This is a genomic window from Peteryoungia desertarenae, assembly GCF_005860795.2.
Classification (GTDB): Bacteria; Pseudomonadota; Alphaproteobacteria; order Rhizobiales; family Rhizobiaceae; genus Allorhizobium; species Allorhizobium desertarenae.
In genome coordinates, this window is record NZ_CP058351.1 from 234,299 (window position 1) to 255,830 (window position 21,532).

At 57.9% G+C, this 21,532-nt stretch carries 11 protein-coding genes; 2 read left to right on the forward strand and 9 right to left on the reverse strand.

Annotated elements, in window-relative coordinates:
• Nucleotides 1-77: 77 nt before the first annotated feature.
• The 9 genes from FE840_RS18485 to FE840_RS18525 form a co-directional block, all read right to left on the reverse strand.
• Nucleotides 78-1,082 (reverse strand): sensor domain-containing diguanylate cyclase, encoded by a 1,005-nt coding sequence (locus tag FE840_RS18485; protein WP_138289499.1) that lies wholly within the window; start codon nucleotides 1,080-1,082, stop codon nucleotides 78-80.
• Between the two features lie 170 nt (nucleotides 1,083-1,252).
• The gene (locus FE840_RS18490) at nucleotides 1,253-2,320 is read right to left on the reverse strand and encodes an ornithine cyclodeaminase (protein WP_138289497.1); all 1,068 of its coding nucleotides are present in this window, start codon (nucleotides 2,318-2,320) and stop codon (nucleotides 1,253-1,255) included.
• Between the two features lie 190 nt (nucleotides 2,321-2,510).
• Nucleotides 2,511-3,791: a TRAP transporter large permease gene (locus FE840_RS18495; protein WP_138289495.1), complete on the reverse strand. Its 1,281-nt coding sequence runs from the start codon at nucleotides 3,789-3,791 to the stop codon at nucleotides 2,511-2,513.
• Complete coding sequence (locus FE840_RS18500) at nucleotides 3,791-4,312, reverse strand: TRAP transporter small permease (RefSeq protein WP_138289493.1); 522 nt, start codon at nucleotides 4,310-4,312, stop codon at nucleotides 3,791-3,793. Before FE840_RS18500 ends, FE840_RS18495 begins: the two co-directional genes overlap by 1 nt.
• Before the next feature lie 84 nt (nucleotides 4,313-4,396).
• Nucleotides 4,397-5,371, reverse strand: a complete 975-nt coding sequence (locus FE840_RS18505; protein ID WP_138289491.1) for a TRAP transporter substrate-binding protein — start codon at nucleotides 5,369-5,371, stop codon at nucleotides 4,397-4,399.
• Between the two features lie 155 nt (nucleotides 5,372-5,526).
• Nucleotides 5,527-6,393 carry an amidohydrolase family protein gene (locus FE840_RS18510; protein ID WP_138289489.1) on the reverse strand — a complete coding sequence of 289 codons (867 nt, stop codon included), beginning with the start codon at nucleotides 6,391-6,393 and terminating at the stop codon, nucleotides 5,527-5,529.
• Nucleotides 6,390-7,529 (reverse strand): mandelate racemase/muconate lactonizing enzyme family protein, encoded by a 1,140-nt coding sequence (locus tag FE840_RS18515; RefSeq protein WP_138289488.1) that lies wholly within the window; start codon nucleotides 7,527-7,529, stop codon nucleotides 6,390-6,392. Before FE840_RS18515 ends, FE840_RS18510 begins: the two co-directional genes overlap by 4 nt.
• 2 nt (nucleotides 7,530-7,531) lie before the next feature.
• Nucleotides 7,532-8,437, reverse strand: a complete 906-nt coding sequence (gene kdgD, locus FE840_RS18520; protein ID WP_138289486.1) for a 5-dehydro-4-deoxyglucarate dehydratase — start codon at nucleotides 8,435-8,437, stop codon at nucleotides 7,532-7,534.
• Between the two features lie 69 nt (nucleotides 8,438-8,506).
• A complete protein-coding gene (locus tag FE840_RS18525) occupies nucleotides 8,507-9,250 on the reverse strand; it encodes a FadR/GntR family transcriptional regulator (RefSeq protein ID WP_138289484.1) in 744 nt (247 codons plus the stop codon).
• A gap of 158 nt (nucleotides 9,251-9,408) precedes the next feature.
• Between FE840_RS18525 and FE840_RS18530 the strand changes: the two genes are divergently transcribed.
• The gene (locus FE840_RS18530; RefSeq protein WP_138289482.1) at nucleotides 9,409-10,206 is read left to right on the forward strand and encodes an NAD-dependent epimerase/dehydratase family protein; all 798 of its coding nucleotides are present in this window, start codon (nucleotides 9,409-9,411) and stop codon (nucleotides 10,204-10,206) included.
• A 298-nt stretch (nucleotides 10,207-10,504) separates the two neighbouring features.
• The gene (locus FE840_RS18535) at nucleotides 10,505-21,436 is read left to right on the forward strand and encodes a T1SS-143 repeat domain-containing protein (protein ID WP_179028220.1); all 10,932 of its coding nucleotides are present in this window, start codon (nucleotides 10,505-10,507) and stop codon (nucleotides 21,434-21,436) included.
• Nucleotides 21,437-21,532 lie beyond the last annotated feature (96 nt).

Sequence of the window (21,532 nt, forward strand, 5' to 3'; positions counted from 1 at the left end):
GATCGCCAGACTGGGCTTGCGAAGTCCGGCTGCACTTGCCGTGGCCGGGCGTCTCACGACAGGCTTCGGTCCCGATATCAGGCCGCCGATGGGGCGAGCGCCTGCATGTCGTTTCGCCAATAGCAGACGACCTGATTGCGTCCTTGTGATTTTGCCCGGTAAAGTGCCTTGTCGGCGCGCTCGATGGTCCTTACGACCCCGCCATCATCGTGATCCATCATGGTGACGCCAAAACTCGCGGTCACCGGGAATGATTGATCAGAATTGCCGAAGGTCAAATCCGCAATCCTCCTGCGCAAACGGTCGGCGATCATTTCTGCCGTTCCCCGACTGGTCTCGGGAAGCAGCACGGTGAACTCCTCGCCGCCGGTTCGCGCAACAACATCACATTCGCGCAAGACAGATCTGCAGGCCGCGACCACGGCCACCAGCACCTCGTCCCCCTTGGCATGACCATAGCGGTCATTGATCTGCTTGAAATGGTCGATGTCAAACGCGATGACTGCGGTCTGGCTTGATGTCGGTCGATCCTTGCCGAGCGCCAGATGAGACAGAAGCGACTGGAAGCTGCCCCGGGAGGCAGCACCCGTCAGCCAGTCGATATCCGCCTTGCGGCGCAGGTTGAGCTCGTCCATGACAAGACCCGACAATTGCTTGAGGATTTTCTTCTCCTTGTCGGTGAAATAGCGCGGTTTGCGATCAATGATGCAGACCGAACCCAGCCTGTATTTCTCCGGCGTGATCAGGGGGGCGCCGGCATAGAAGACGATCCTGGGGTCATCGGTGACCAGAGGGTTGGCACGCGTGCGCAGATCGCTTCGGGCATCCGAGATCACCAGAACCTCGTCAGCTCTGATCGTATGGTCGCAAAAGGCAAGCTCACGCGGTGTTTCGCGCACCGTCAGACCGAGGCAGGACTTGAACCATTGCCGATCTTCATCGACCAGGGAAACCAGGGCAATGGGTGCTTCAAAGACGGTTCGTGCAAGCTCGGTGATGCGGTCGAAACAAAGTTCGAATGGCGTGTCCAGAACCTGATAATCTCTGAGAATTCTTAGGCGATCCTGTTCGTTCTGCTGCATCGGTTTCGGTCCGTTGTCCAATGCCCGCAGTCTAGCTGCCGAATGCTTGAGAGTTTGCTAAAGCTGAGACAAGCGTTTCCGGTGAAAACGGGATCACCTGAAACGCTCTATCTATTTGTTTTGGCGCAGTCCGGACGCAAAACCGCTGACGCACTTTTGCTGGACTTACTCTAGGCACAGTCTTTCAACGTGTTCGAGCGCTGAAGCATGCCGAAGAGATCACGCGGATCGTCCGGGTCGGCAATCAGGTCGATTTCCTGAAACAAGCCTGTCTCGCGAACACGCGAGCGCACATAGCGAAGTGCGGAAAAATCTTCGATCGCAAAGCCAACGCTGTCGAAGAGGGTGATCTGGCCTGCCTCCCGGCGCCCGTCAGCAAGACCGGCAATCACCTGCCAGAGCTCCGTTACGGGATAATTTGGATCCATCTGCTGGATTTCGCCTTCGACGCGGGTTTGCGGCGGGTATTCGACGAATGTGTCGGCACGCAGCAAAATGTCCCGGTGCAATTCGGTCTTGCCGGGGCAGTCTCCCCCGATGGCGTTGATGTGCACGCCCGAACCGATCATGTTGTCGGTCAGGATCGTGGCATATTGTTTGTCAGCCGTACACGTCGTGATGATCTGGGCACCTTCGATGGCCGTTTCGGCACTGTTGCAGGCAATGACGTCAAGCCCCGAGCCGGCGAGATTGCGAAGGACTTTCTCGGTTGCGCGCTGGTCGATGTCGAAAAGCCTGACGGTTTCGAGGCCGAGAACCGCCTTCATCGCAAGCGCCTGGAATTCGGCCTGGGCGCCATTGCCGATCAAGGCCATGGTGTGAGAGCCTTTCGGGGCCAGATGGCGGGCAGCCAGAGCGGAGGTTGCAGCGGTCCGAAGGGCTGTCAGCAGGGTCATCTCGGTCAGGAGCACCGGATAGCCGGTCGAGACCTCGGCCAGGAGCCCGAAGGCCGTCACCGTCTGGAAGCCAAGCGCCAAGTTCTTCGGATGGCCGTTCACATATTTGAAGGAATAGATTTCGCCATCCGAGGTCGGCATGAGTTCAATGACACCATCTCTCGAATGCGAGGCGATCCGCGGTGTCTTGTCGAAGGCTTCCCAGCGGCAGAAGTCGGCTTCAATCACGTCGGTCAGTTCGAAAAGCAGCCGTTCGAGCCCGATATGATGGACGAGCCGCATCATGTTGTCGACGCTGACGAAGGGAACGAGTGCTTTCTCGGACGGAGCAGGGGCTGTCATGTCTCACCGGATCTTGAGGATGGATCGGTCCAGTCTATACCGGCTCATGACTTGACCAAATCACCATAATTCGACGATCTGATGCCTCGATTGCACAATCTGTCTTGTCATTCTGACGAAAGGTAAAAAGGGCGGGAGCCGAAGCTCCCGCCAGTGACCCTTTCATGGGGAGTAGAAAGGGTGGAAGGCCTCACCGGAAGAGGCTGGGAAGCCACAGCGACAGGCCGGGGATGAAGGTGACCAGCAGCAGTACGGCGACACAGGCCCCGAAAAACGGCCAGATCGTCTGCATGGCTTCACGGATGCTGATCTTGCCTACGGCACAGCCGACGAAAAGAACTGTTCCAACAGGCGGTGTGATCAGTCCGATCCCGGCATTGAGGATCATGATCACGCCGAAATGCACGGGATCAATGCCAAAGGCCTTCACGATCGGCAGGAAGACCGGCGTGGTGATGATGACCAGGGGTGCCATGTCCATGAAGGTGCCAAGGAAAAGCAGAACCAGTATGATCAGGAGAAGCACGAGGGTCGGGTTGTCCGAGATCGACTTCACCAGCTGGATCAGGGTGTTTTGAACCTGCAGGAAGGACATGAGCCAGGCAAAGGAAGCGGCCGTGCCGATCACCAGGAGGACAAGCGACGTCGTCTTGACCGCGCCCAGCACGGCTTCGACAAAACCGGACCAGTCGAGCTCGCGATAGACGAGGAGAGCGACGAAGAGCGCATAGATGACGGCGATGCAGGAGCTTTCGGTTGCCGTGAACACGCCCGATCGAACGCCTCCGAAGATGATCGCGATCAAAAGCAGACCGGGCAGGGAGGCAAGGAAGAACAGAGAGAGCATCCTGAAGCCCGGAAAGGGTTCGGACGGATAGCCGCGCTTGCGGGCAACCACATAGGCCGTCACCATCAGGGCGATGGTCAGCAAGAGGCCTGGAATGATGCCGGCGGTGAAGAGATCGGCCACCGAAACGGTCCCGCCAGCCGAGATCGAATAGAGGATCATGTTGTGGGAGGGCGGGATCATCAGGGCAATGAGGGCCGAGCTGATGGTCACATTGACCGCATAGCCTCGGTCATAGCCACGGGCAGCCATTTGCGGGACCATCAGACCGCCAATGGCAGAGGCATCGGCAACAGCCGAACCGGAAATCCCGCCAAACAGCGTGGAGGAAATGATGTTCACCTGTCCAAGGCCGCCGCGCATATGGCCGACAAAGCCTGCGGCAAAACGGATCAGGCGATGGGCAATGCCGCCGCGCACCATGAGATCCCCGGCGAAGATGAAGAAGGGAATGGCCATCATGGCAAACACATTCATGCCCGAATTCATTTGCTGGAAGACGACAATGGGCGGGATGCCGATGTAAAGGACGGTGAGTAAGGAGGCGATGCCGAGGCAAAAGGCGATCGGCATGCCGAGCACCATCATGAAGGCAAAGCTGCCGAAAAGGATCGTATAGGCCATCAGATCACCTCGGCCTCGAGTTCGGGCTCTGTCTTCGGTGTGGCGATAAGGGTATCAATAAAGCGCTCAAGGGCGAAAATCGCGATGAGAGCGCCCCCTGCAATCAGGGGAAAGAAGTCGACCCCACCCGGCCAGCCGAGGACCGGAATGCGGGCTGTCCAGGTGCCCATGGCGAGTTTGGCACCATAAAACGACATGGCGACCCCGAATGCCGAGACAAGGGCGAGGCTGACGAGGTCCATGATGCGCTTGACCGGTGCCGGCATCGCATGGCGCACAATATCGAGGCCGAGATGAACACTTTCCCGCACGCCAACGGCAGCCCCCAGCAGGATGAACCAGGACATGAGCTGAAGTGACAGGGGTTCGGACCAGCTCGGCGTGTCGTTGAGAACATAACGGGCAAAGACCTGCCAGCCGATGATTGCCGTCATCATCACCACACCAAGACCGGCAAGATAAAGGCAGACTGTGCTCAACAAGCGAAGGCCGGGTCTGACCGCCTCCATAAAACTTGACATGGATTCCTCCCGGGCCATCCGCGCGGCCCATTCCCCCGAAGAATAGAGCATGGCCGCCCCTGAACGGAGCGGCCACGATCAGTCTTACTCGACGGCCTGTACGCGAGCCACGAGATCCTTCATTTTCGGATCTGTGATGAACCTGTCATAGACCGGCTGCATGGCTGCTGCGAATTCGGCCTTGTCAACGGTGATGATGTTTGCACCGGATGCGCGGATCTTTTCTTCCGAGGCCTTTTCGCGGGCCTGCCAGAGTTCCCGCATCTTGCCCACGGAATCCTTGGCGGCCTGACGGATAACGCCCTGGTCTTCAGGAGACAGCTTGTCCCAGGTAATCTTCGAGATGGCGAGGATTTCCGGTGTCAGGGAGTGTTCGGTCAGCGTGTAATTCTTCGCGACTTCGAAATGACGCGACGATTCGTAGGACGGCCAGTTGTTTTCAGCAGCATCGACGACGCCGGTTTCGAGCGAGGAGTAGACTTCGCCGAAGGGCATGGGGGTCGGGTTGGCGCCGAAGGCTTCCATCATGGCAATCCACAGATCGGACTGCTGGACACGTACCTTCATCCCCTTGAGATCAGCAAGGCTCTGGATCGGCTTTTGTGTCGAATAGAAGGAGCGGGCACCGGAATCGTAGAAGGCGAGACCGACGAGGCCATGGGGTTCGAAGGCCGCAAGGACTTCATCGCCAATCGGGCCGTCAACGACCTTGTGCATGTGGGCCGTATCGCGAAACAGGAAAGGCAGTCCGAAGACGACCGTTTCCGGCACGAGATTGTTGAAGGGCGCACTGTTGACCCGGTTCATGTCGATGACGCCGAAGCGGGTCTGCTCGATCGTATCCTTTTCCTGACCGAGCGCTGCATTGTTCATCACCTCGATCTTGATACGGCCATTGGTACGCTCGGCAACCAGTTCTCCCATATATTTGACCGCTTCGACGGTCGGATAGCCATCAGGGTGGATGTCGGCGGAACGCAGCGTGATTTCCTGTGCGTTCACGACGCCTGCACCAAGGGCGAGCCCCATGGTGATACTCAGCATAGCGGCAGTCTTCATGTCTTCCTCCTCAGGTTCAATCCACCGGGAACTTCTGTCCAGGTGGCATTTGCACATGGAACTCACCCAGCTCCATTTTTCGAAAATTGGTCACGGCCGCAGTCTTTGCCTCGGTGGTCGGGCCCCGGTGGTCGGGCCGCGGTCGTCGGTCAGCGTCAGTCCTTCAGCCCGAAGAGTTCTTCCGGGTTCGTCACCAGAGCCTTGTGGCGCGCAGTCTCATCACTCAGCCAGCCAAGGACCGTGTCTGTCAGGGCAGCATCATCGGGATAATCAGCCTGTGTGCGGGCCAGATTATGCGGCCAGTTCGAGCCCCAGACGATGCGTTCGGGGGCGTGGCTCGCAATCGACCGGGCAACGGCTGCAACATCGGCAAAGTCCGGTCCGCCCGACTTCGAGCTCTCATAGGCACCGGCAAACTTGAACCAGCAGCGACCGCCGTCGATCAGCCGTTTGGTTGCCTGAACCTGCGGACTGTCCGGTGTTACTCCGCAGAAGAACTTGCCGTGATGATCCAGCACCCAGCGCGATTTCAGTTTCGACAGCCGCTCCTCGTAGTCGAGGATGTCGCTGCCATCAAACTGGATGGCGATCATCCAGTCACGGCTTGCGGCAATCGCATCCACTTCCTCGAGCTTTGTCAGATTGGCAGCCCCGCCCGGCAGGTTCATGATCCGTGCGCCGCGAACGCGGGCGGCAGAAAGACGGTCGAGTTCCGCTTCGCTGGTCGTCTGATCGACAGCGGCAATACCCCAGGCGACGTCGCCGAAATGCTCAAGGCAGGCAATCAGATTGGCGTTATCGAGCTGATGCGCCATGCCCTGCGTGACGATGAGCCGGTCGATGCCGATCCAGTCCATGAACTTACGGTATTGCTCCGGCGTCGGCAGAGCACCCGCCGGAAGCCCCGGCCCGCCCGAAACGGCCGGAAAGGCAGGGAGGTAAGCATGCATCTGCGTATCGATCGCGCCCTTGGGCAGGGTGATCGCTGGCTTGCGGCCGGAAAGGGTGCGGATCAGGCTCATGCCTCGTCCTTCATCTTGAATTCCTTCAGGGCATCCCGATTGATCTCGATCCCGAGGCCGGGCGCATCGGGAATGGCCACCACACCGTTCTCGTGTTCGAGCGGGGTCTGGATGACGGCCTGGCGAAAAGGATTGTCTGTCCGGTCAAACTCCAGGATGGGTTCGACCGGATTGACCCTGACCGGATCCGGAACCATCGCGGCGATGAACTGGAGGGCCGCAGCGATATGGACGGCGGTCCCCCAGACATGCGGTACGACACGCACGCCATGGAGTGCTGCAAGATCTGCCACACGTTTGGCTTCCGTGAAGCCACCGACGCCCGCCAGATCCGGCTGAACGATATCGATTGCGCGGGTTTCGATCGGTTCCTTCATGCCCCAGCGACCATGCCAGGTCTCGCCACCCGCAACCGGGATCGGTTGCTTGGCGCGCACTTCCCGGTAGGCCGCCAGTTGCTCCGGCACGACAGGTTCTTCGAACCAGTCAATACCGTAGGGGGCAGCACGGCGGCCAAACTCGATCGCCTCCAGCACCCCGTAGCCGTGATTGGCATCGGCCATCAGACGCATATCGGGGCCTGCAGCCTCCCGTGCCGCCTTGATGACCGCTAGATCCTCCTCGATCCCGAAGCCGACCTTGATCTTCGATGCGTGAAAGCCCTGAGAGCGATAGAGTGCAATGTCATTGGCATTGTCCTCGACCCGGTCAACACCGTCGCGCTTGAAGCTGCCGGTCGCATAGGCCTTGACGCTTTCGCGGAACCGTCCTCCAAGAAGCATGGAGACGGATGCACCAAAATGCTTGCCCTTGATGTCCCAGAGCGCGATGTCGACGCCTGAAAGGGCTGTCAATGTCAGCCCTCGCTGGCCCTGGTCGCGCAGGGCATTATAGAGCGTGGCCCAGATCTTCTCGGTTTCAAGCGGATTTGCGCCAATCAGCCAGTTCCGGTAGGCGGCGACGACAGCAGCATTCGGGCGAGCCGGGCCAAGGCATTCGCCCCAGCCCGTCAGGCCATTGTCGCACACGATCTCGACCAGCACATGGGCGCGCCGATCAAAGCGCATGGAGGCACTTTGAAAGGGAACCGCAAGGCGATGTTCGAGCAGGTGTGTGCGAACCTCGACGATTTTCATGGTCAGCGCTTCCAGGGTTCGATGAGTTTGGCGAGCATCTGCTCTTCTTCCGCCGTCAGGTCGTCGAGCGGCGCGCGCACCTTGCCTGCGTCAAATCCCTGCAGGCGCACGCCGGCCTTGATGGCAGCGACGGCATAACCCTTGCGGCGATTGCGGATGTCCATGAACGGATAGAAGAAACCTTTCAGAATTTCTTCGCAGCGCGCGTTATTGCCAGCGCGAAGGGCCTGGTAGAATTCAACGGCAAGGCCGGGGACGAAATTAAAGACTGCGGAGGAATAGGTGGTAAAGCCTGCGCCAAGATAGGCTTCCGCAAAGAGTTCAGCCGTTGGCATCCCGCCAAGATAGATGAGACGATCACCCATGGTGGCGGTGATCTGTCGGACAAGACCGATCTCGCCCGTACCATCCTTGAAACCGATCAGGTTCGGGCATTCATCACACAGGCGCTGCAAGGTATCGACCGCAAGCACCGAATTATCCCGATTATAAACCATGACGCCGATGCCGACCGACTGGCAGATCGTCTTCACATGCTGGTACAGGCCCTCCTGCGGAGCGTCGATGAGGTAATGCGGGAGCAGCAGAATGCCGTCCGCGCCAGCTTTTTCTGCAGCTTTTGCGACTTCCACCCCGACGACGGAACCGAAGCCGCAACCGGAAACGATAGCTGTCTTGCCTGCAGCTTCCTTGGCGGTCGCGACGATACGGGGGATCTCTTGCGGGGACAGGGAGAAGAATTCACCGGTACCACCTGCAGCGAAGAGGACCGGCGCGTCATAACCCGATAGCCATTCCACATGGCGGGCATAGCTTTCCGGATGAAACTGCCCCTCATGGTCAAAATGGGTAACGGGAAAGGACAAAAGGCCCGCGCCGAGCGCGGCCTTGATTTCTTGCGGCGTCATAATCGAATTTCCTCTCTTGGCCTCCTCCGGCCAAGTTGTCATACGTATTATGCAGCCTTCTGTCAATACTCATCGTACAGGTTGTCTTTGCTCCCGCAGAAGTGCACGATAACGCGCCTGGCTGCCGCGCAAGTGGCGTCGCATGGCCTCGCGCGCGGCGTCTTCGTCACCACTGGAAATCGCTTCAACGATATCGGCATGTTCGGCATCGATCAGACGAATATAGGCGGCCTGATCGTCCTCGCTTTCTTCCCCGCGAAGCGCTGCGCGCGGGATGACGCTTTTGCCGATCATCGCCAGAAACTCCCGGAAGCGAGGATTATTAGTCGCTTCAGCGATGGCAAGATGGAGCGCAAAATCTGCGTCACTGCTGGATCGACCCGCTTCAAGACAGGCGCGAACGGCATAATGCCTGTCCAGGATCACCTCTTCCTGCGCCGGAGAGCGTCTGAGTGCCGCCAGACCCGCAGCTTCAACTTCCACCGCCGTTCTGAGTTCAAGAAGCTCGATCATGGAGGAGACGCGATCAAGATCGAGATGGGCAACGGATAAAGGCGAGGGCGTATTCTGTGCAAATTCCAGAACGAAAACCCCCGCACCCTGACGTGCTTCCACCAGCCTGTCCGCCCTGAGCGCCGCGACCGCCTCGCGCACGACCGTTCGTGAGACGCCATGGGCCTCTGACAGTTGCGCTTCACTGGGCAATTTTGCACCAGGCGGGTAGCGTCCGCTGACAATCTCGCGTCGCAAGGCGTCGCTCAACCGCTCCGTCAGAGTTCCGGTTCCGGCTTCCCGTTTGGCCTGTGATGCCATGCTTTCCCCCTGTCAATCTCAGTCATTGCCGCTTCATAGTCGTAAACCCGTCTGGGAGGTTCGCCAAGCAAAAGCAGCATTTCCTGTCAATATTGACTGAGAATACACCACCTGTATGATAAGTTGAACAGCCAATCGGCATATAAGGGAGTAATTTCGTGAAGAGACTGCTGGTAACAGGTGCGGCGGGTGGCCTTGGCAAGGCGATGCGCGGTCGATTGAAAAGCGTGGCTGACACCTTGAGGCTGTCCGATATCGTGGACTTGGGCGATGGGCAGCCCCATGAAGAGCTTTTCACCTGCGATCTTGGCGATCGGGATCAGGTCTTCCGGCTGGTCGAAGGCTGCGATGGCATTGTGCATCTCGGTGGTATTTCAGTCGAAGACAAGTTTTCCAAGATCATGAATGCCAATATTCTCGGTCTCTACAACCTTTACGAAGCCGCGCGCGCCAATGGCATGCCACGGATCGTTTTCGCCAGTTCCAACCATACGATCGGCTTTTATCAACAGAACGAATATCTCAACGGAGACGTTCCGTTTCGTCCCGATGGTCTCTACGGCGTCTCCAAATGTTTCGGTGAGGCGCTCGCACACATGTATCACGACAAGTTCGGTCAGGAGACAGCGCTGGTCCGGATCGGCAGTTGCATGGAAAAGCCGACCAATCATCGCATGCTGTCCACCTGGATGAGCCGCAATGATTTCCTGTCGATGATCGAATGCATCTTCCGCGTTCCCCGCCTGGGCTGCCCCGTCATCTGGGGCTGCTCGAACAATGACGCGAAATGGTGGGACAACGCGCATGTGTCCTATCTGGGCTGGAAGCCAAAGGACAATGCCGAGCAATTCAGGGCCGAACTTGACGCGACCGTCCCCAGACCAGCGCCTGAAGATCCAATCGCCATCTATCAGGGTGGCCCCTTTGTCCGCGATCCGATTTTCAAGGAAGACTGACGCCTCTGCCGCAGATCCGTGCTCACCGAATCGGGCCGCCTTCCAGCTTTGCCGGAGGCGGTCTTTTGCATTGGACCTGACAGCCAGTCCGCAGGCTGGGAGAGTTGTATGTCATCTGAAGTCACTGAGGTCGGACCGTTTCGATTGGCCCTCAGCGGTTTCCTGGCACCGCAATTAACGATCTCTCAAGAAAAGTCGCAACTTGCATAACGGGCTATGCCAAGTCGGTTAACAAGCCGTTGCTTTCAGCGCTGCTCGCCCATTAATTGCATCTTGGCAAATTAAGGGGTTAGTTACCATGTCTGTTGAAGATCCGCGTCAGTCCGCCTTTGAAAACAATGCAGCCGCTTCGGAATTCGAGACGGAGTTGAGCCTTGAGTTTGCTTCTGGCACAGACAGTTTTCCTGAGCTCGAAGTCGCGCAGGCGCAGACAACAGATACAACAGGCCCTATCCAGCAAGCGACCGCGGAGCCGGTTCCAAGTCGGATAATCCCCGACCAGAACAATGTCGTACGTCTTCCTGTGACCGTTTCAATTGACGAATTGCGTGTCGACGGACCTGATCTTATCTTGGTCCAGGCCGATGGTTCCGAAATCACCATTGTCAACGGCGCGGCGCGGATCCCGACCTTTATCATTGCAGATGTCGAACTGCCCCAGCAGGTCCTTTTCGCTGCCCTCGAAGACAGCAACATCAATGTTGCGGCTGGTCCGGATGGATCTTTCTCGGCATCCAGCCAGTCACCGAGCAGTGGCGGTGACTTCGATGACGGTCCCTTCGACGGTGGGCCGGAAGAGTTTGAGTTGGTCGGCCTTCTGGAGGGCACAAACTTCAGTGAGAGCCTTGCGGCGACCGACAATGGGGTGGACGATGGTGAGCCCTCGATCCCGTTTCCGCTGACTGCACCCTTCCTTTTTGATGAAGCCTTCATCGCAGATACGATTGCTGGCAACCAGCGCTTCAGCAGTGTCTTGCCCTTCAATCCCGGACCTGACTTCGGCACGATCACGGCGATCGGCTTTGTCGCTGCGACCAATGTCGATGAAGAGGGCAATGGTCCGCAGACGCTTGCCGGCTTCACCTCCGGTGGACTGGCAATCTCGATCGAGACATTTGCGCCACCGACTGATGGCACTGTCCTGAATTTCCTCGCCCTTCGTGGTGTCGATTCCGCCGGCAATACGGTCTTCACGATCACGGTCGACAACCGCGTCACGGGCGCCTTCACCTTCGAGCTCGTGGGCAAGCTCGATCACCCGGATGTTGGTGAAAACGGCAGTCAGGACAATCTTGCCGATCTTCTGCGCCTTGGATTCACTTACACGGTGACCGATCTTGATGGTGACTTCGTCATTGGCAATTTCAGCATCGATATTCAGGACGATGCACCGCTGATTGGAGGAACGGAAGCAGCCCGAGTTGACGAGGATTTCTTGCGCGGCGGCAATCGTGACGATGAGCCGGTGCGAGAAACGCCGATCGAAGAGTCGGAAGGACCGATCGATGTCTTGAGGCCTGTTCTTGTTTCAGACGGGCTCACAGTTGGGGGCAACCTCAACATCAACTGGGGTGCAGATAACGGCAATGCCTCCGTCAATGGCGGCAATACCACCGGTGTGGCGAATGACCGCGCTGTCTACTTCAGCGAGGCCCAGCGTGCAGCGCTCGAGGCCCTGGGTCTGACGTCAGACGGCGTGCGTCTGGTGATAGAGCTTCAAAACAACGGCCAGACCTTGGTTGCTTACAAACCAGCCAGTTTTTCAGGCCCTGTGATCCCGCTTATCGAGGGCGAAGAAGGCCCCACGCCGTCATTCGAAGGCGTTTTCCGTGACGCAGTCTTTGATGTGACATTGTCTGATGAAGGAACCGGCTCCTATTCCTTCACGCTCTTTGGCAATCTGGATCATCCGGAGAGAAATTCCGGAACAGGACAGGTTGAGGAAGATCTGGCGATCCAGTTTGGCTTCACGGTCCGTGACAGCGACGGCGACAGGGCGACATCGACGTTCACGGTGAGCGTGAACGACGACAGTCCTGTTCGTGGAGAAGAGGAGCGCAGCGGAGCCGAGGATGAGGCGGTCAACGATGGCAATGACGAGGACGATCGTCTTTTTCAGGTCGCTGATGGTTCGCTGAACATCCGCTGGGGTGCGGATGATGGTGACAGTGATCTTGGTGGCAATGGCGACCGTTCGGTTGCCTTCACGAATAGCAGTGTCGGTGTTGTTGGCGCCTATGGCGAGACGCTGACCTCTCTGGGCCAGCCGGTCAGCTTTACGGTGATCAACGGCGTTCTGGTCGGTTACACGGGTGAGGCAGCGCCGACAGACTTCAGTGTCGAGACAGTGTCCAAAAATGTTGTCTTCTATGTGACCCTTTCGGATGACGATCGGGACTCCTATGAGTTCCGTCTTGTGCAGCCGCTGGACCATGCGACGAATGAGGGGACGGGTGTCGAGAACGACCTGTCTCTGACCTTCAACTACACGGCGACGGACAGCGACGGTGACACGATCACGGGCTCGTTCACGGTTGATGTTCGGGACGATGTTGCCATGATCGGCACGCCGTTTGCGGGCGGCGTGGTCGAGGAAGAGCAGCGTCAGGTTGCCGGCGACGGCAATGATTTGATTGAGGATCCACGGGGCGCAGATGACGCGGACAGCTGGTCCGGACCGTTCTGGAACCCGCGTTTCAACGATGTGACCACGCACATGACCGGTGGCACGCTTTCGATCTCCTGGGGCTCGGACAATGCCAATGATGGTGATGGCCAGCCGGGTGACCGCTCAGTCCAGTTTGGCCCGCAGGCGATCGCGAACCTTGAGGCTCTGAACCTGACCTCCGATGGCGATACCATAAAATACACGATTGTAACCATGAGCGGCCAGCAGGTCCTGCTTGCCTATACCGGTTCTGTCGTGCCGACCACTGTGCCGACAAACGAGGATGCGGCTGTTTCCGCCAATGTCGTCTTCCAGGTTGCCCTGTCGGATGCGGAAGCGGGTTCCTATGCCTTCAAGCTCTTCGACACGCTGGATCACCAGGGTTCAGATGAGGGAGAAGACAGCCAGATCCTGACCTTCCAGTTCACCGCGACCGACAGCGACGGCGACGTGACCGAGCCTGCGACCTTCTCGGTCAAGGTGATCGACGACCAGCCGATTGCCATGGGCACGATTTTGGCCCGTGTTGTTGAAGAAGAAGAACTTACCGGCGGCAACGAAGATCGTACCTCCGGCTCGGGCGATCTCGACAATGACACATCGTTCATGGGCATGCCTATGAACCTGACGACGGCCAAGGCCGGCGGCCCGCTTAACATCTTCTGGGGCGGCGACGACGGCAACAAGAATGAAAACGGCGGCTTTACCGGCACGCAGGTCTCGGGCGACCGCTCGGTCGTGTTCGCGACGGGGACGGGTGCTGCGCGTGTTCTGACGGCAAGTGAGGTCGCCGAGTTCCTGACCGTCAGCGGTGGCGGTGCGACGCTTGCCAGCCTGACGTCGGAAGGCCGGGCTCTTGTCTACACATTGTCGGGCGACGGTACGGAACTGACGGCGCGCGCTGGCAGTGTCGAAGGCAATCTCGTCTTCACGGTGAATCTCATGGATGCCGATCGCGGATCCTATGAGTTTGAACTCAAGGGCGTACTCGACCATCCTGTGAAGGCCTCCGGCGCGTCGAACGAAGATGTGATCTCCTTCAAGTTCACCTTCACCGCCCGTGATGGTGATGGCGACATCGTCAAGAACGACTTCACCGTCCGGGTTATCGACGACAGTCCTGTTCGTGGAGAAGAGGAGCGCAGCGGAGCCGAGGATGAGGCGGTCAACGATGGCAATGACGAGGACGATGGTCTTTTTCAGGTCGCTGATGGTTCGCTGAACATCCGCTGGGGTGCGGATGATGGTGACAGTGATCTTGGTGGCAATGGCGACCGTTCGGTTGCCTTCACGAATAGCAGTGTCGGTGTTGTTGGCGCCTATGGCGAGACGCTGACCTCTCTGGGCCAGCCGGTCAGCTTTACGGTGATCAACGGCGTTCTGGTCGGTTACACGGGTGAGGCAGCGCCGACAGACTTCAGTGTCGAGACAGTGTCCAAAAATGTTGTCTTCTATGTGACCCTTTCGGATGACGATCGGGACTCCTATGAGTTCCGTCTTGTGCAGCCGCTGGACCATGCGACGAATGAGGGGACGGGTGTCGAGAACGACCTGTCTCTGACCTTCAACTACACGGCGACGGACAGCGACGGTGACACGATCACGGGCTCGTTCACGGTTGATGTTCGGGACGATGTACCAGTCTTTGACGACAATGCGCGTAGTGAAGTGTCGGAGGACGGCACCAGGACAGTCACTGCGAGCCTGAATGGCCTGGACTGGGGCGCTGACGACGGTGCGGCACGCGCGCTTGTGATGTCTGCCAATGTTGGTGTGAAGGATCATACCGATACGACTATCGGCGAGCTCCGCTCGAATGGCAAAGCAGTGTCGTTCACACTCATCAGCGGCGTGCTCGTTGCTTATGTCGATGCCGTGCCGGCTTCGGCTGTGGCCACGAATGTGGTCTTCACCGTGACGCCGAATTCATCAACTGGCTCCTATACATTTGATCTTCGGCAGCCTCTCGATCATACCTCGCCAGTAAGTTCGGCACAGCACCTGGATCTGACCTTCGGCGTGACCGCCGTGGACAGCGATGGTGACCCTGCGACGGGTGCCTTCACGGTGCGCGTGGATGCAGCCGGTAGCATTGGATCTATCGATTATAGCAACCTGACGTCAGATGTTTTCGTCAACCTGTCTGGTTTCTCGGTGACCCGAGACGGCCAGACCGTTGCAGCCGACACGGCGACCGATCGTCCCGGCGACAATATTATTGGTCGCGACGGTATGGCTGGTGTGGTGAGCGCGACCGGCGGTAGCGGGAATGACATCCTCGTCGGCGGAGGCACGAACAACATCCTGAATGGTGGCGATGGCAACGACCTTCTCATTGGAGGCAAAGGCAATGACACGCTGAATGGCGGTCTCGGCGACGACACACTGATTGTCTCTGCAGACATCGACGTTGTCAGCGGTTTCGGTCCGCGCACCTTTACCAGGGGTGACGGTTCGACCGTGGGGATCGACATCAACGGTCGCTCCGGCGAAGGTGATAGCCTCAACGGTGGTACTGGCTTCGACGCAGTCCGCTTCGAACCGGCTTCCGGCGCGAATGGTTTCGTCTTCGACCGCGCCAATTCAAGCCTTGGTCTCGTAGGCGTCGAGCGCTTCGAGGGGACGGAGGGTGACGACATCATCCTCCTGCCGAAGGGATACTCTACCTCCGAAACCACGCAGATCGAAACCGATGGCGGCAAGGGCAACGACATCCTGCAGGGCTCAGATGTTCAGGGCGACAAGATTTCTGGTGGTGACGGAAATGACCTGATCTCAGGCCTCGGTGGCAATGACGACATCAGCGGCGGCAACGGGGCCGACCAAATCTGGGGTGGCGCCGGCGATGATACGATCGACGGTGGAGCCGATAACGACACGCTTCACGGAAATGCTGGCGACGATACCGTCATTGGCGGTGATGGCGATGATCGTCTCACCGGTGGTCAAGGTGTAAATCGTCTCTTCGGCGGCAAGGGTGATGACGTTCTGGGTGGTGACAGTCACTCACAGACGACATTGTTCGACGGTGGAGAAGGGACTGACACCCTGCACGTTAAGTCTCCAGGTAGCAAAGTCACTGTGAACCTGGCAGGTGGCACGATCACCGGTGGCCATTACGACGGCAGCACTGTGGTCGGCATCGAGAATGTCGAGAACAAGAGCCCGAACTCTGCGGTGGAATTTATCGGCGACGATGCTGACAACATTCTGATCGGTGGCAACAAGGACGACATCCTCGTCGGCGGCAAGGGCAATGACACGCTGCGCGGCGGCGCTGGTGACGACCGGATCATTCACAATGTCGGTGACGGCGACGACATCGTCGATGGTGGATCAGAAACCGGATCAACCAGCCCCAATTACGATGAACTGGTCTTCAATGGTGATGCCACTGCCCGAACCTTCACCCTTGGTGCAGTGACTGGTGCAACCGAGATCACCCCGGCTGACGACAAGACCGATATCCGTGTGTCCTATACTGGCCCGAATGCTGGCTCCGTCCGCGCCGACGAGATAGAGCGGGTCACGTTCAACCTCGGAACCGGCGGCGACACGGTGATCCTGAATGATGTGACTGGCTCGGCTGTTGCCCCGTCCACTGTCGTCATCAACGGCGGGACCGGGAACGACACGATCGACCTGTCCCAGTTTGGCGGGAGCACGGTCCAGATCCTGGACGGCGGCGGTTCCGACACCGTCAAACTGGCGGGCGTGTGGACCGACTATGTCTTCACTATGTCGGACGATGACACCTATACCATCAGAAGAGGTGACACTGTCATCGCGACAGTGAAGGGCGTCGAGTTCGTCCAGTTCGGCGAAACAGGTGATGGCCAGAGCGGATACACGATGGCGATCGGGAATGTCGTCAATGTGGCGCCGGTCGCAGGTACGGACGCCGGGTCTGTCGTTGAGGCGGGGGGTGTAGACAACGCAATTGCTGGAACGCCGAGTGCTTCCGGAAATGTCCTGACCAACGACACCGACGGCAATGTCACAACCGACACCCCGCCGAAGCTTGTCGATCAGCTGTCCGTATCCAAGGTTGGCAATCGAGAGATCGATGCCGATGGCGAAACGATCTCCGGAGCCTATGGCGATCTGTTCATCAAGGCTGACGGCGAATATGTTTACACGCTGGACAATACCCGCGCTGCAACACAGGCCCTGACCCAGGGGCAGAAAGTCACGGAGACCTTCAGCTATACCGTGCAAGACGTTGCGAACGCGACAGCGACCGGTGAGATCAGCATCGAGGTGACCGGCACGAATGATGCACCGGTCCTGTCGAATGTCGGTGGAACCCTTGCCTATGTCGAAGGCGATGGCCCTCGCGCCATCGATAATGACCTCTCTGTTTCCGATGTGGACAACACGACACTGGCAAGTGCGGTGGTTCAGATCACCGGCGGCTATCAGCCGGGTCAGGATGTCCTCGCCTTCGACAACAATGACTCGGATGCATTTGGCAATATCTCCGCCAGCTTCAATTCGGCGAACGGCGAGCTGACGCTGACGTCTGCGGGTGCAATGGCAACCAAGGCCCAGTTCGAAGCGGCCCTGCGGGCTGTGACCTACGGCAACTTGTCGGAAAGCCCGACTGGCGCTGATCGCATTATCAGCGTTTCGCTGAATGACGGAAACCTGACGAGCAATGTCGGGCAGGTGACTGTGACAGTTCAGGCGGTGAATGATGCGCCGGTAAACACCGTTCCGTCTCCGCTGACAGTGGACGAAGACTCAGAGCTTGTGATCAGTGGTCTGAGCATTGCTGACGCTGATGCAGGCGCAGGCGCTGTGACCGTTACTCTGGAAGTCCAGAACGGAACGCTGACGCTCCCCAACACGAATGGTGTTACTGTTGACGGTAACGACTCCGATACGGTGACGTTGAACGGTTCAGTCACTGCGATCAATGCAGCCCTTGTGGGTCTGAAGTACCAGGGCAAACTGAACTTCAACGGGACCGACCAGCTCAAGATTACCACCAGCGACAATGGCAATACCGGCTCCGGTGGTGCAAAGACGGATACCGACACGGTCAGCATCACTGTGAATGCGGTGAACGATGCGCCGACCGTTGCGAACGCGATCGCGGACCAGAGCATTGAAGAAGAGGGCGTGTTCAACTACCAGATCCCGTCGAATACCTTTGCCGATGTCGATGGAGATCAACTGACGCTCTCAGCCACTCTTGCGGGTGGAGGCGCACTGCCAAGCTGGCTTCAGTTCGATCCGATAACGCGGACATTATCCGGTATGTCGCCAGAGAATGAGAATGGCTTCATTGACGTCACCGTCACTGCATCCGATGGTTCGTTGGACGTATCGGAAACATTTAGATTGACGGTCACGCCCGTGAATGATGCTCCTGTTGCCGTCGATGATGTATTTGGGGCTATCGATGAAGACAGCGGTGTGCGTGTTATCCAGATTGCCGATATTCTCGCGAATGACAGCAAAGGAGCTCCCAACGAAGCCGGTCAGACACTGAACATCACGGCTCTAACGAACGTAGTCGGTGGAACTGCCGAGATTGTAGGAGAAACCATCGAATTTACGCCATTTGCTAACTACAACGGCACGGCGTCCTTCAATTACACGATATCCGACAACGGCCAGACCAATGGCGTTGATGACTTCAAAACAGCTACTGGCCTGGTCTCGTTCCCGATCAATGCAGTGAACGATGCGCCGACCGTTGCGAACGCGATCGCGGACCAGAGCATTGAAGAAGAGGGCGTGTTCAACTACCAGATCCCGTCGAATACCTTTGCCGATGTCGATGGAGATCAACTGACGCTCTCAGCCACTCTTGCGGGTGGAGGCGCACTGCCAAGCTGGCTTCAGTTCGATCCGATAACGCGGACATTCTCCGGTACGTCGCCAGAAAATGAAAATGGCTTCATCGACGTCACCGTCACCGCATCCGATGGTTCGTCGGACGTATCCGAAACCTTCAGATTGACCGTCACCCCGGTGAATGATGCGCCGGTGATCACCTCGGGCGACAGTGTTTCGGTTGCGGAAAACACCCCAACTTCTGTTGTCATCTATCAGGCAACCGCGACGGATGCCGAGAACCAGCCCGTCACCTTCACGCTTTTGGGAGCTGACGCCAACAGGTTCGACATCTCCTCGACTGGTGCGGTGACCTTCAAGGCATCGCCGGATTGGGAGGCTCCGTCCGATCAGGGCGCAAACAATGTCTACAACATCACTGTTGTGGCCAGCGACGGTACCGACCAGTCCTCGAAGAATGTCGAGATCACGGTGACAAAGGTTCCCGAGGTTCTGAACCGTGCTCCGGTTGTAGGCTTCGAGCCGTTTGCTGGTGCTTCAGGTTACTCGGTTACTCCGCCGAGGTCGACATCAACCCTGCATATGTCGGAAAGCGTCACCCTACCGAACAACCTGTTCACCGACCCCGACGGGAATAGTCTGACGTTGACGGCGAATCTTCCCTCAAGCAACTGGGCGTTTTCCACAGTCACGGGTCAGACCAAGATACATTTCAACAAGAATGTGCCAACGGGTGTATATGATATTGTCGTCACTGCCAGCGACGGTAATCTTGCCACATCGACCACAGTGAAGGTCTGGGTGGCAGGCTCCACAACTTCAGCGGTCAACGGCGACGGTGACAGCAGTGCGAACTCCATCGTGGGTGGCTCAACTGGTTCGGAGTACGAAGCTAATTCCGGTAACGACTTTGTTGATGCTGGCGGAGGCAATGACACTATTTCGGGAGGGAGTGGAAATGACGCTCTGTTCGGTGGCATGGGCAACGACACCATCAACGGTGATTCCAATGATGACTACCTCAATGGCGAGGATGGCGACGACAAACTCGATGGTGACAGTGGCAACGACTGGCTCGTGGGTGGTGCCGGCAATGATGAACTTGACGGCGATAGCGGCAACGACGTTCTGATCGGCGGTACCGGTAACGACATCCTCGATGGTGACGACGGTGTTGACTCGCTCTACGGGGGCGATGGAAGCGACATACTCTATGGCCGAGACAACGATGCCGTACTCGACGGGGGCAGTGGATTTGGCACTGATACCCTTCGCATCAAAGACGACTTCACCAGTGTATCTGACGCGCAGATTTCGAATATCGAAACCATCCAGATCAGGGACGATAACCAGACGGTCAATCTTTCCAATCAGACCGAGGGTTTCAAGGTTTATGGAACTACCGGAAATGACCGAATCACGATGGGTTCCGGGAATGACACGATCAATTCCGATGACGGTGACGACGTCCTGACCGGCAATGGTGGGGCTGACATATTCCATGTCGTTGGAAACAACGATACGGATACCATTACCGACTTCACCGTGAATGAGGATAAGCTGAGCTTCTTCAACGTGTCCGGTAAATCGACGGCTGCCTCGATTGGAGCGTTGGGAACCCGAGATAACAACGTTGTGCTTCTGTCACAGACAGGTCTGACTACGCAGTCGATCCGTGACGCAGTTTCCACGGGCGACGCGACGAACAACTACGTTATCGCATGGAACTCGCAACAGAACCGTGCAGAAGTTTGGTATGATGACAACTGGCGGGGTACTGGTAGTCGTGAGCTTGTTGCGGTCTTAAGCAACATCAATACGTTGGCCAAGTTCCAGGCCATTGACCTTGATGACCTGCAGAGCCACTTCAGCATTAATGACCCCATCATCCTCGACCTCGACAAGAACGGCTTTGCCTTCTCCTCGATCGATAACGGCGTAACCTTCGACATCGATGCCGATGGCAACGCGGATCAGATTGCCTGGACAAGCGATGACGGCATCCTCGCTTACGATGCCAATGGAAACGGCACCATCGACAACGGCTCGGAAATCTTCACGCCGGACTTCAACGGCGGCAAGTTTGCAAGCGGCGTCGCGGCTCTCGCCTCGCTGGATAGCAATGGCGATGGCAAGATCGATGCGGGCGATGCCGCCTTCAAGGATCTGAAGATCTGGATCGATGGCAACAACAACGGCGTCAGCGACGAAGGCGAACTGTTGAGCCTATCCGCCAACGGGGTCGCCAGCATTTCGCTGACGACGGACCAGTCGGGCGGAACGGAAGACGGCCAGGTGATCTTCGCCGAGGGCGAATTCACCTTCGTCGATGGCTCGACCGGCAACTTCGTCGAAGTCGGCTTTGACACGATCTTCGGTTCTGAGCCCGAAGGCGTGACGCTGCATGGCGGCATGGGCGAGGTGGTCATGACCGGCACGGACCGCGCTGACACCTTCGTCTTTGACGAAACTGCGCTGAACGAGCTTGATGTGGCGGACGTCATCACCGACTTCAGCAGCGAAGAGGGTGATGTCCTGGATGTCTCCGGTCTCCTGGACACCTTGCTCGGAGCGCCGGCCACGGCCGAAACAGCCATGTCGCACCTGAAGGCAAGCGTTGAAGGTGGCAACACCACCGTCAGCGTTCAGACGGACGATGGCTGGAAGGATGTCGTGACGCTCCAGAACCACGATACGGTGATCAAGATCCTGTTTGACGAGAAGCATTCGATCGATCTCGGTTCGCAGAACAGCTGATCGGCTTCATCTGTCGGAACAATCCAAGGGGCGGCATTTCGGTGCCGCCCCTTCTGTTTGCCACGGCGACAATGTCAGATTTCGGTCGCGATCCGT

What these genes read in the sequence shown, in the direction of transcription:
- FE840_RS18485 (WP_138289499.1), bottom strand. Translation starts at nt 1,082, where the DNA reads ATGCAGCAGAACGAACAGGATCGCCTAAGAATTCTCAGAGATTATCAG.
- FE840_RS18490 (WP_138289497.1), bottom strand. Translation starts at nt 2,320, where the DNA reads ATGACAGCCCCTGCTCCGTCCGAGAAAGCACTCGTTCCCTTCGTCAGC.
- FE840_RS18495 (WP_138289495.1), bottom strand. Translation starts at nt 3,791, where the DNA reads ATGGCCTATACGATCCTTTTCGGCAGCTTTGCCTTCATGATGGTGCTC.
- FE840_RS18500 (WP_138289493.1), bottom strand. Translation starts at nt 4,312, where the DNA reads ATGTCAAGTTTTATGGAGGCGGTCAGACCCGGCCTTCGCTTGTTGAGC.
- FE840_RS18505 (WP_138289491.1), bottom strand. Translation starts at nt 5,371, where the DNA reads ATGAAGACTGCCGCTATGCTGAGTATCACCATGGGGCTCGCCCTTGGT.
- FE840_RS18510 (WP_138289489.1), bottom strand. Translation starts at nt 6,393, where the DNA reads ATGAGCCTGATCCGCACCCTTTCCGGCCGCAAGCCAGCGATCACCCTG.
- FE840_RS18515 (WP_138289488.1), bottom strand. Translation starts at nt 7,529, where the DNA reads ATGAAAATCGTCGAGGTTCGCACACACCTGCTCGAACATCGCCTTGCG.
- kdgD (WP_138289486.1), bottom strand. Translation starts at nt 8,437, where the DNA reads ATGACGCCGCAAGAAATCAAGGCCGCGCTCGGCGCGGGCCTTTTGTCC.
- FE840_RS18525 (WP_138289484.1), bottom strand. Translation starts at nt 9,250, where the DNA reads ATGGCATCACAGGCCAAACGGGAAGCCGGAACCGGAACTCTGACGGAG.
- FE840_RS18535 (WP_179028220.1), top strand. Translation starts at nt 10,505, where the DNA reads ATGTCTGTTGAAGATCCGCGTCAGTCCGCCTTTGAAAACAATGCAGCC.